Annotated in this window: 4 protein-coding genes and 1 pseudogene; 3 read left to right on the forward strand and 2 right to left on the reverse strand. The window is 37.6% G+C overall.

The window, feature by feature from the left end:
- The first annotated feature begins 97 nt into the window (after nucleotides 1-97).
- Together BLT48_RS03100 and addA are read left to right on the forward strand one after the other, a co-directional pair.
- Nucleotides 98-3,718 (forward strand): PD-(D/E)XK nuclease family protein, encoded by a 3,621-nt coding sequence (locus BLT48_RS03100; RefSeq protein ID WP_089975142.1) that lies wholly within the window; start codon nucleotides 98-100, stop codon nucleotides 3,716-3,718.
- A complete protein-coding gene (gene addA / locus BLT48_RS03105; protein ID WP_176944053.1) occupies nucleotides 3,715-7,518 on the forward strand; it encodes a helicase-exonuclease AddAB subunit AddA in 3,804 nt (1,267 codons plus the stop codon). The genes BLT48_RS03100 and addA overlap by 4 nt, the downstream gene beginning before the upstream one ends.
- A 505-nt stretch (nucleotides 7,519-8,023) precedes the next feature.
- Here addA and BLT48_RS03110 read toward each other — a convergent pair.
- Together BLT48_RS03110 and BLT48_RS03115 are read right to left on the reverse strand one after the other, a co-directional pair.
- Nucleotides 8,024-8,845 (reverse strand): endonuclease/exonuclease/phosphatase family protein, encoded by an 822-nt coding sequence (locus tag BLT48_RS03110; protein WP_089975145.1) that lies wholly within the window; start codon nucleotides 8,843-8,845, stop codon nucleotides 8,024-8,026.
- 12 nt (nucleotides 8,846-8,857) lie between these two features.
- A pseudogene (locus tag BLT48_RS03115) lies at nucleotides 8,858-10,510 on the reverse strand (PTS transporter subunit IIBC); the annotation flags it as partial.
- Between the two features lie 196 nt (nucleotides 10,511-10,706).
- Here BLT48_RS03115 and BLT48_RS03120 point away from each other — a divergent pair.
- Nucleotides 10,707-13,088, forward strand: a complete 2,382-nt coding sequence (locus BLT48_RS03120) for a glycoside hydrolase family 65 protein (RefSeq protein ID WP_411155656.1) — start codon at nucleotides 10,707-10,709, stop codon at nucleotides 13,086-13,088.
- The last annotated feature ends 17 nt before the right edge of the window (nucleotides 13,089-13,105 follow it).

Raw genomic sequence — 13,105 nt, forward strand, 5'->3', positions numbered from 1 at the left:
GAATGTTGAAGTTAGGCTAAGTTTCTTCTCTCGTTATTTTTTTTCGTATGTTAAAATGAGAGGTAGAGAAGTTGAATGAGAGGATGTGCAAAATAAGATGGGATTGCAATTTGTATTAGGTCGTGCGAATCGTGACAAGCGTTCGGTACTATTGGATGAGATAGCAGAAAGCCTGACGAAAAAAACGGAAGAGTCTATTTTTTATTTAGTTCCAGACCATATTAAGTTTCAGGCTGAAATGACTGTTTTAGAAAACCTTAGCCATTATTCGCAGTTTGAAAAGAAGCCGATTATGGGCATGATGCATTTACAAGTATTCAGTTTTACACGATTAGCATGGTACTGGTTAAAAGATACCGCTATTTACGCTAAGCCACAATTAACCACAACTGGCTTATCGATGCTGATTCGCAAATTACTGATTGAACATGAAGAAGAGTTGACCATCTATCGTGGTGAAGTTCGAAAAGATGGCTTTGTTCAGCAAATGACAGATTTATTTTTAGAATTACGCAGCGGTCGGATTGCACAAACAGATTTAGATCATATGATGTTTAGTCTAGGTACTTCACCTAAGGAAGCCGATTTTAAATTGAAGTTACAGGATTTATCTTTGATTTATCAAGCTTTTGATGCAGCATTACTGAATAAATATATTGAGTCTGAGGATATTGTGTCCGCATTGATTCAAAAAGTGGAAGAGTTGGATTTATCTAAAACCACATTTTACATCGAAAGTTATTATCAATTTACAGCTCAAGAACAAGCGCTTATTTTAGCATTAATGAAAGCTGCAAAAAAAGTGACGATTGCGCTGACATCAGATAAAGCATACGCTGTTGAAAAACCGGAAATGCATAACTTGTTTCAGACATCTGGAGCAACTTATTATAAATTGTATCAACTGGCACGCCAAAATAATGTTCCAGTCTACAAAGACAAACTGATCCAAGAGATTGATGAGGCCTATTGTGGGGAATTAAATCAACTGGAAGAATTTTGGGTAGAAACGAGCCAAATCACCTCAACAAACAATGAGCTGTTAGACAATATTGATACGATGGGCAATTGCATCGAGATATGGGCAGCGGAAAATAAACAAGCAGAAATCACACATGTGGCTAAAGAAATTCGCAAATTGGTTGCCACTGGTGATTACCGTTATAAGGATATTTTAGTCTTGACTCGCAATATGGATGATTATTTAGCCATCATAGAGCCGTTATTTAGTAGTCACAAGATAGAGTTATTCGTTGATAGTGCAGAACTAATGAATCAACATCCGCTTATTGAAGTGATTGACTCTTTAGTCAGCATTTACAAACGCAATTGGCGATACGCAGATGTGATGCGGCTACTTAGAACGGAGTTAGTGATTCCAATAAGCGAAGGGGAAGAAGCTCTTTCAAAAGAACGCGCACAACGGGTGAATCAGCATGTGCAACGTGCACGACAGTTTAGAGAACGAGTGGATGTAACGGAAAATGTGTTATTGTCTTATGGTTATGAGGGGTATCAATGGATTAAATCAGATCCTTGGCACTACACGCGCTACTTCTATGAAGATGCCGAGTTTCAATCGGACAATGATCAACGGATTGAACAGATTGCCAATTCCATTAAAACGGATCTGACAGGACTGTTGATTCCATTTTTCAACCGATTAGAAAAAGCGCAAACCAGTAAAGATGCTGCAAAAGAACTGTATGTATTTATGGAAACTATTGGAGTTAAAGACCAAATAGGCTTTTGGAGAGATCAAGCGATTGAAGACAATGATCTTGAAGAAGCTCGCAAACACGAACAAACATGGCAAACATTTTTGCAGCTTTTAGATGAATATGTAGAAGTATTGGGAGAGGAACCGTTCAACTTGGATAGTTTCTATGCAATCTTAATGACTGGATTTGATAATGCGACTTACAGCATGGTTCCACCAAGTATTGATCAAGTAACGTTTTCAGGTATTGAAGGAACACGTATCGGAACAGCAAAAGTTACCTTTATGCTGGGAGTAACCGATGCCCATTTGCCGGCTAAAACAGAAAATAAAAGTATTTTAACTGAAGAAGACCGGGATTTCTTTTCACAATTCCTAGACGATACAAAATATTTAAAACCAACTGTTGAAGCGGTTATGGCTTCTGAACCGTTTATTGCTTATCAAGCCTTTTTAGATTCTTCTGAGAAATTGATTTTTAGTTACCCAACCAGTGATGAAACAAAGAATGGTCCGAAATTATCGCCTTATGTGGATAGAATAGCAAAAGCGTTTCATCTTCCAATCCAAGCCAAACTGATGGGTGTCACATCACTAGAAAATCCATCCGATAAAGAATTACTGGATTTTGTTGGAACGAAAAAAACGACGATCAGTCAGCTATTGATGATTTTACGCAAAGAGCAAGACCAAAAAGGTCAGTTAAGTGTATTTTGGCAAAACCTTTATAGTTTCTTTAAACGAGATAAACAAGTGGCGCGCGATTTTAACCATTTACTTGTTAGTTTAGTTAAGAAAAATCTGCCAGTACCCTTGAGAAGTACCATTGCAACAGACTTATATGGCAAAGATCTTTATTTATCTGTTTCTCGTTTAGAAGCTTTTTATGCAGATCATTATGGTCATTTCTTGACATATGGATTGAAATTACAAGAACGAGACGTTTTTGAGCTGTCTCCAGCCGGTACGGGAGAATTCTTTCATGATGCGCTGGATCACTTGTTCAAACAGGTTATTCAAAAGAACCTCAGCTTTGATCAATTAACGGAAGATATGCTGGAACAATTGACTGCAGAAGTTTTAACAGAACTTTACGGTAAGCCAAAATTCTCCATTTTAAGTGCATCGAATCGTATGAAGTATATTCGTGACCAACTAGGCCAAACGATTAAAAAAATGGTGTGGGTCATCGGCAATCAAAGCCGACGGACAAATATGAAAAATATTCAAACAGAAGTTTTATTTGGCCAAGTCGCAAATCAAACCGGCATTGAAGGATTATCTTTTCCACTTAATAATGGTGGAACCCTACATTTACGTGGGAAAATCGATCGAGTGGATGCTATGAACTTAGGTGACGATTATTACCTGAGTGTAGTGGATTACAAGTCAAGCGCACATAAATTCAATTACCAGGATGCTTATTATGGTCTAGCCATGCAAATGATCACGTACTTGGATACGGCTCTTCAAAATGCTGTTGGATTGATTGGACATGAAGCTAAACCTGCAGGCGCGTTTTATTTGCATGTATCCAATCCGTTTATGAAAAAAGGAACGTTTTTAGATGAAGATGCGTATATCAATGAGTTGTTAAAATCCTATAAAATGGATGGATTGTTGCTTGAAGATGAAGACATGCTCTTATCACTAGATCCAACGATTGAGCCGACAAAAGCTTCACTTGTGTATCCTTTTAATCAATTGAAAAGTGAAGCTTTAAAATCGAACAAATTTGTCACACTAGATGAAATGACTGCGTTACGCCAACACAATCAAAAACTGATTGTTGATGCTGGAAATAAAATCGTCGAAGGAGTAAATACATTAAATCCTTTCTATGAAAAAAGGCAATTTATTCCGACTGTTAATGGACCATTGCGTGCAGTTTCGCAATTTGATGCAATGTTGCCTGAAAACAATTATCGTCGGATGGAATCGTTAAAAAGAGAAGATATTCTTAAGAAAATGCAAGAAGAGGAGGAAGATGAAGAATGATGAACCCACTTCCGCTAAAACCCGAAAACAGTCATTTTACCGATGGACAATGGCAGGCGATCTATGAAGAAGGCCACAATATACTGGTGTCTGCTTCAGCAGGTTCAGGTAAAACAACAGTTCTTGTCCAACGTGTGATTGAAAAAATAAAATCTGGGACCAATGTTGATGAGATGCTGATCGTAACTTATACAGAAGCAGCCGCAAAAGAAATGAAAGCTCGAATCCAAGTTGCAATCCAAGAAGCCGTCACATCTGAAAGCAATATGGAATTAAAAAGACACCTTACTCGACAAGTAACTTTGATTCATCAAGCGTCAATCAGCACGCTACATGCTTTTTGCCTTCAAGTGATCCGTCGTTATTATTATTTGATCAACTTAGATCCTATTTTTAGACTATTGACGGATGAAACAGAGATTCTTTTACTTAAGGAAAGTGTCTGGGAAGAAGTAAGAGAAGAGTTATACGGAGAAGAAGACACCCTTTTTAAAGATTTGACCGCTTCGTATTCCAATGATCGTAGCGATGCGGGGTTAACAGACTTGGTTTTCTCTTTGTATGAATTTTCAAGAGCTAACCCTAGACCTGCTGTTTGGTTAGAACAATTATCTTATTTATACCAAGTAGAAGAAAATGATTTAACGACTGGTGTATTATTTAAAGAACTGTTAAAACCTCAGATTTTATCAGTATTAGACAGTCTGGTCGAGCTTTCTCAAGTGGCAGCTCAGCTAGGTGAAGGTACTGAAGAACTAAAAAATCAAACCGATTTGGTTCGCGGAGAATGGATTGCGTTGCAAGAAATTCAAACGTACATCAACGAACACAATTATCAAGCAGCGTATAATGGCTGTAAAAACTTTGAATTTGCTCGCTGGAAAGCAATCAAAAAGGGAACCGATGAAGCAATAAAAGAAACAGCTGAGGAAATGAAAGGGTTACGTGACCAGTATAAAGCTCGTTTTAAAGAACTAGCGAATGATTATTTCTCTGCTTCTCCTCAAGAACAAATTGATTTAATGTTAAGTGCTGCTCCCTTGGTTGAAGAAATGGCACGTGTGACACAACTTTTCACGGAAGCTTTTCGTCAACGCAAGGATGAACGAAACCTGTTAGATTTTAATGATTTAGAACATTTGACTCTCCAAATTCTGGCTCAGTTCAATGAAGAAGACTGGGTTCCAACTGAAGCTTCGATGCATTATCGAGACAAATTTAAAGAAGTCATGGTTGATGAATACCAAGACATCAACCAACTTCAAGAAAATATATTGCGTTGGTTAGCCCATGACCAATCAGATCAAGGAAACTTGTTCATGGTAGGGGATGTGAAGCAATCCATTTATTCATTTCGTTTAGCTGATCCAGGATTATTTTTAAAAAAGTATGAACAGTATGCACATCACGAATTAGGTGAACGAATTATACTGGCTGAAAATTTTCGTTCACGTGGTGAAGTGTTGCAATTCACTAATTTAGTCTTTGAACAACTAATGGATAAAGCAGTTGGACAAATGGATTATGATGAAGCAGCTAAACTCGTGCAAGGTTTTACAGGTTTTCCAGAATTGCAAAAACACCAACCGGAACTGTTGATTTATGAAAAAGGTACCAATGACACCGAAGATGAGGAAGAAGAAACAGAATCGGTTAATTGGGATATGCGGATTGAAGATAAAACGGAAGGCGAATTGTTGATGGTCGGCCAAAAAATCCAAGAGTTGATCCAAACGCAATTTCCAATTTATGATAAACGGGCTAAAACAACACGGCCAATCAATTATCGAGACATTGTTTTGTTGACACCCACTAAAAAAAATAACTTGGTATTAATGGAAATGTTCAAACGACTGGCTATTCCGCTTCAAGTAAATGATACACAGAATTACTTTCAAACGACTGAGATCACGATTATGATGTCTTTGCTGAAAGTCATTGATAACCCATATCAAGACATTCCTTTGGCTGCAGTGTTGCGTTCGCCACTTGTTGGATTAGATGAGAATGAATTGGCCTCAATTAGGATCAGCCAAAAAACAGGGGATTACTTTGATGCCTTAAAAACGTTTTATCAAACTTACCCAGGCGTAGAAAAAGCGAGCCGTTTTACATCACATTTATATGGAAAAGTCGACATGTTTTTAAAACGGTTGAATAAATGGCGTGAACTTGCTCGGCGAGACCATTTAGTCGCACTAATATGGATGATTTATGAGGATACAAGTTTTTTAGACTATGTTGGAGGAATGAGTTCGGGTAAACAGCGCAAAGCTAATTTGCATGCTTTATATGAACGTGCAGCCAGCTATGAAAAAACAAGTTTTAAAGGATTGTTTCAATTTGTACGATTCATTGAAAAAATGCAAGAGAAAGATAAAGATCTGGCAGAGCCTACAGCTATATCTGAAGATGAGAATGCTGTTCGAGTGATGACGATCCATGCAAGTAAAGGATTAGAGTTTCCGGTCGTTTTTGTATTAGACTTAACAAAAAAATTTAATTTGCAAGACATAAAAAAAAGCTATATTTTTAATGAACAATATGGAGTGGGGACGGACTTTAAAGATTTAGACCGTCGTATTCGATACCCGTCTTTACCGGAAATTGCTTTAAAAGTGGAAAAGAAAACGAAATTGTTATCTGAAGAAATGCGGAAATTATATGTAGCGTTGACACGTGCAGAAGAAAAATTATTTTTAGTGGGTTCATATAAAGATGAAGCAGCCGCATGGAAAGAATGGGGTGTCGTTAGTTCCCATAATCCGACTATTTTGCCAGCCGATATCCGGTTTACCGCTAGTAGTTTAATGAAGTGGATCGGGTTATCCCTTGTTCGTCATCCTTCAAGTCAAAATGAGGGAATTTCTGTCAGTGCCAGAAATGGTGCCATTACCAACCATTCTGCCCATTTTAGTATCCACTTTTATGATGAAAGTGCGATTCAAGAACAATTGGTATCAACGGATACTGGAACGGATGAAAATTGGTTAGAGAAGTTGAATCAGTTGCAAGATACACTCTCTGAGACTGAACCCAAACAACGCACCGTTCAAAAAGCGTTAGAATTGATGAATTACATTTACGAGCATGAAGGAGCTTCTCATACAACCAGTTATCAATCGGTTTCAGAAATCAAACGCCTATTTGAAGAGCCAGACAGCGATCAAATGGTTAAAATCGATATCAATCAACCGAGAAATCGAAATCGGTATGTTGAAGAAACCTTAGATCGACCACTGTTTATGGCTGAATTAACCGCTCCTTCAAATGCAGAAATAGGAACGGCCACGCATTCCGTGATGCAAGCTGTTGATTTAAGCACAGCTCCTACCATAGAAACACTTGAAGCTCTGATTGCTTCATTGATCAAAAATGGCGTTTTAAAAGAAGACGTTGCTGCAAAAGTTAATATCGAACAAGTGGTGGAGTTCTTTGCAACGTCGTTAGGGAAATTGATTATTGAATTTTCAAAAGAGGTTCATCGTGAAGAACCTTTCTCACTCTTATTAGAAGCTGAAAAACTGTTTACAGATATGAATGGTGATGCTGAAGATAAAATATTGATTCATGGTATTATTGACGGCTATATCGACTTCGAGGATCACATTGTTCTATTTGACTACAAAACAGATAGAGTCAGTCATTACGGACCACAATCAGGTGAGAAGATGTTAGAGAAATATAAAGGTCAAATGAATTTATACCGCTCTGCATTAGAATCTATTTTAGATAAAAAAGTTACTGAAACGTATCTGTGTCTACTAGATACAGGAGAAATCATATCTGTTCCATCATAAACAAGATTCAGATGACTCTCTATAAACAATAAAAAAAAGACTGATTCAAAAGTCGAGGAGTACTCGACCGGTGAATCAGTCTTTTTATCGTTATTCAAGACTAAAAATTAGACTCTTCGTTAAATGGTGTTGTATAGAAGAAACTAAAATTTCTTCTGGAATAGACGGGTTTGCTTGTGGAGAGCCATGAGACCGCCTGAAGCTGCTCTATTCTAGAACGTGTTTCAAAGCAGACCCGACGTCCACTTCACGAATAATGCTCGATGGTCGGTGACCATACTGCGCTTATTCGCTCCAGTGATTCGGGTCTAAACGCTTTTAGTCACACTCCCAATGAAGCACCAACGCTTTATAATTCGCATTGAATTCTATGCATGGCTACAAGCAAACCCTATTCCTTCAAAAATTTCGTGCCATTAATTTAACTAGGCTATCAGCCCTAAAAAGTATAGAGCCAAAAATTAAAGATTAGGTATCATGGTAGGGGGAGTTAGGGAAACTTTTTTTAAGTATATGAGGCTATTTCAACGACAACACCGAAGTGATCAGAAACGATGGGTTCATTGATGTCATTAAAAATAACTCGAGAAGAAACTGTTTTTACTGGTTGACTGGAAAAAATATAATCGATTCGTAATCCGCTTTTATTTTCAGCCCATCCATCGATAGCTTCTGCAACTGTAAAACCATTGTCTTTTTGTTCTGCCAAATAGTAGGTATCGAACCAATTTTTTGTGACTAGTTCATAACCTTCGTTTTTGATGTGAGCTGGGTTATTAAAATCACCCAGTAAAAAAATCGGTTCTTCTAAAGTATTGAAAAGTGCTGTACATTTTTCCCATTGATCTGAAAAAGGATCATGCCCATCTTGCCACCAACCCAAATGCATATTGAAAAACCACTGATCTGCTGTTTTGATTCCAATAACTTTTCGACTCTTATAGTCATCATAAGCCGTATTTTTTGAAGCAAAGAAAGAACGAGTTTCTTGGATTGGCTTCAAGCTTAAAATGGCCAAGCCTTCATCATAAGAGTTATAGCCAATATGAGAAGGTTCCCATGTCCAATAGTAGTTTATTCCTTTTTCCTGAAGTTTTTTTTGCAATAAGAAAGCAAAGTTGTCTTCTCTGACAGGGTATTCGTTGTTGGTAGAAGAAAAATCAACCAATAACGCTTGGTGTACTGTAGGAGCTGACATCAGCTGATTGACTTCTTGCAGTGCAATCACGTCAAATAAATGATGACTGATTGCACTGCATAAGTCTTCCAGTTTTGTTAAAGGATCATCTTCCATCCAACTGTGTGTGTTTAGCGTTAAAAACTTCAAAAATTACACTCCTAATACATCATTTATATCTGATTTTAACACATCTGCTTTTGGTCCGTAAATAGCTTGAATGCCTGTTCCTTTTTTTACTAAGCCTAAAGCACCCAATTTTTTCCAATCAGATTCGTCTTTAACTGCATCAGGATCTTTAACTGTTACACGCAAACGTGTCATACAAGCATCTACATCAGAAATATTCTCTTTTCCGCCTAAAGCAGAAATGATGCCATTGACTTGTGCATCAGCAGTACCGGTTGCTATAACAGGAGCTCCTTCAGTTGCAACACCATCTTCGGTAGCACTTTCTTCAATATAATTACCTAGGCGACCTGGAGTAGCAATTTTGAACTTGCCAATCATCCAATAAGAAACAAAGTAAGCCAAGAAGAAGAAGACCACACAAGAAATGATAAAGTTAACGACATCCCAAACTAGTCCAGCATTGATAGACATTGGGATACGTGTCAAGAATTCAAGGAAACCAAAAGAGTGAACACGTAAGGCAATGATATCTGCCAATGCAAATGAAATTCCTTGAAGAATTGCATAGACACCATATAAAGCAGGAGCAACAAACATAAACATAAATTCAAGCGGCTCAGTAACGCCTGTTAAGAAAACAGCTAAACCAGCAGAAAGAAACATCGATTTGTATTTAGAACGTTTGTCTTTATCCGTACGACGATACATTGCAAAGGCAATTCCCAATAATGTACCAGCAGCACCAATCATTTGCCCTACTTTGAAACGAGCAGGTGTAATTGTAGTCAATAAGTCATTATATGCAGCAGTATCGCCAGCGTTTTTCAAGTTCACTAAGTCACTGACCCAAGCCAACCACAATGGATCTTGTCCAAATACTTGTCCACCAGCACCAGAACCAGTTAAGACAGTGTAAGTACCGCCAAGAGCAGTATAGTTTATTGGAATCGTCAACATATGGTGTAAACCAAATGGAAGCAATAGACGTTCTAATGTTCCGTAAACAAATGGTGCGAATACGGGTGCAGTTTCGCTAGAAGTTGCGATCCATTGCCCAAAGTTGTTGATTCCTGTTTGAATGACCGGCCATACAAGAGCCAATCCTACTGAAATAATTACAGACCATAAAATAACTACGAAAGGTACAAAACGCTTTCCATTAAAAAAAGAAAGGGCTTCCGGTAATTTGCGGTAGTTATAATACTTGTTGAAAATAACCGCTCCCACAAATCCAGAAATAATTCCGACGAACACACCCATATTCAAAGCAGGCGCGCCTAGAACAGAAGTGAAGTAACCATCTACAGGGATTATTTGTCCGAATAAAGTGGCTGTTGTAGCGCCTTCAGTTACTAACATATCTGAAGTAACTCCGAAGATAGCACCTGAAGTCATATTAATTAAAATAAAAGCTAAAAGAGCAGCGAAAGCTCCACCGGCACGTTCTTTAGCCCACGAACCTCCAATAGCAACTGCAAATAAAATATGGAGGTTGTTAATAATAGCCCAACCTAAATTTTCCATAACACTACCAATGGTTAAGACGAGAGTGATATCTCCGCTGAACATGACAATCATTTTTCCAATACTAATCATTAATCCGGCGGCAGGCATAACAGCCACAACGACCATTAACGCTTTACCTAGTTTTTGCCAAAAATCAAATGAAAATAATTGTTTCATTTTAAATCCTCCTTATGAATACAAATTCGTTAATGCAAACGATTGCTTTAAATATACGGCTTGCTTTTAAAAAATGCAAGCGTTTTATGAATTCGAAAAGTTGTTATCGGTAACATTTTTTCGAAACTCCTTTATATCAAGCATATTTCCTATTTCAACTCTTAGAGAAATAAAAATAAATGGTTTCAAATTGACAATGCAATCGTTTGCGTTTAAACTTGCGGTAGCTACTAAAGAAAGCAGGGTTTGCACTAAGCTATTTTTAAGCAATTTCTGCGTCAGGAGGAAAAAAATGTCACATACACGATTATTTGAAATAGATGAATGGAAAGTTAAAACAACTAAACTGAACAAAGACGAGCGCCGATTACAAGAAAGCTTAACAAGTATTGGAAACGGTTATATGGGGATGCGTGGTAATTTTGAAGAAACTTATTCAGGAGATCACCATCAAGGAAGTTACATTGGAGGCGTCTGGTATCCAGACAAAACGCGTGTCGGTTGGTGGAAAAACGGTTACCCAGAATATTTTGGTAAAGTGATCAATACGATGAACTTTATTCAATTAGATTTATTGGTAGATGGAGAAAAAGTTGATTTATATAGAGACAAAGTATCTGATTTTGAAATGGAATTGGATATGCAGCACGGAATTTTGAAAAGAAGTTATGTAATAGAAAAAGCCGGTAAAGCAGTACAAGTTGTTGTAGAAAGATTTGTCAGTTTGGATCAAAAAGAACTGTGTGCCATCAAAATGGAAGTCACCAGTCTATCAGATGAAGTGAAAGTAGAATTAATCCCAGTTCTTGATGGAAATGTTACCAATGAAGATTCTAACTATGATGAAAAATTCTGGCTTCCTGTTTCTCAGGGAACGAATCGTTTAATAATCGAGACAAAACCAAATAATTTTGGAATTGACCAATTTACAGTCGGCGCAGTAATGTCGAATCACGTTACAAACGTTGAGAAAACCGCTGATGAAGTATCTGAGATGACAGTTTCAGAAACGTATACAGGAATCTTAGCAATTGGAGAAAAAGCAGTTATTGAAAAGCGGATTGTTTTGACGACTTCACGTGATTACAGCAAAACAGATGTGGAAAAGCAAAGTCAGACGATCAGTAAACAAGTTGATCAACTTTCATTTGAAGAATTACGCATGCGTCATGAATCTCTTTGGTTGGAACGCTGGAAAAAAGCGGATATTGAAATCGGAGGAGATCCTGCAGCTCAACAAGGAATTCGGTTTAACTTATTCCAATTGTTCTCTACTTATTATGGTGAGGATACCCGATTGAATATTGGGCCTAAAGGTTTTACGGGTGAAAAGTATGGTGGAGCAACCTATTGGGATACTGAGGCTTATGCCGTACCTTTGTATTTAGCATTAGCGGATCCAAAAGTAACAGAAAATTTATTGACGTATCGTCATGATCAATTGCCTCAAGCAGAGCACAACGCACGTCAACAAGGTTTAAAAGGTGCATTGTATCCAATGGTGACTTTTACAGGAGTGGAGTGTCATAATGAGTGGGAAATCACATTTGAAGAAATCCATCGGAACGGTGCGATGGCTTATGCCATTTACAACTATACGAACTACACGGGGGATGAAAGCTACCTGAAAGAAAAAGGATTAGATGTTTTAGTAGGCATCAGTCGTTTCTGGGCAGACCGCGTACATTACAATCGCAGAAAAGATCAATACATGATGCATGGTGTGACTGGACCGAATGAATATGAAAATAATGTAAACAACAACTGGTATACAAACAAGTTGGCTGTTTGGACATTGAAGTATACCTTAGAATCTTTACAGTTATCAGCAGACAAAAAAGATAGTTTACAAGTAACAGATCAAGAAACAGCAAAATGGCAAGATATCATGGAGAAAATGTACTACCCTTATGATGAAGAAGAGCAAGTTTTTGTTCAACACGATACATTCTTAGATAAAGAATTGCGCCCAGTTTCTGAATTGAATCCAGTTGATCTGCCATTGAACCAGAAATGGTCATGGGATAAAATCCTACGTTCGCCATTTATCAAACAAGCAGATGTCTTACAAGGAATCTATTTCTTTAAAGAAATGTATACTTTGGAAGAAATTGAACGCAACTTTGATTTTTACGAACCGATGACAGTACATGAATCTAGTCTGTCTCCAAGTATCCATGCGATTTTAGCAGCTGATATTGGTAAAATGGATAAAGCAGTAGAGTTTTATGCTCGCACAGCTCGTTTAGATCTGGACAACTACAATAATGATACAGAAGATGGATTGCATATCACATCCATGACAGGCAGCTGGTTGACGATTGTTCAAGGATTTGCCGGAATGCAGACCGTTAACGGACAGTTATCGTTTAGACCTTATTTGCCAAAGAACTGGACAAATTATGCTTTCCACATCAACTACCGCGGACGTTTACTGAAGATTTCTGTAACAAGTGAAGAAGTATCAATCGTGTTACTGGAAGGTGAAGTGTTAAAATTATCGGTATATGATGAATCAGTGGTATTAAATGACGTATACACTTCTGCCACCAAAACACCTAAAAAGGTTACTAACTAACAGAGAGGAAGATAAAA

It is taken from the genome of Carnobacterium viridans (genome assembly GCF_900102725.1).
In the GTDB taxonomy this organism is placed as follows: Bacteria; Bacillota; Bacilli; order Lactobacillales; family Carnobacteriaceae; genus Carnobacterium_B; species Carnobacterium_B viridans.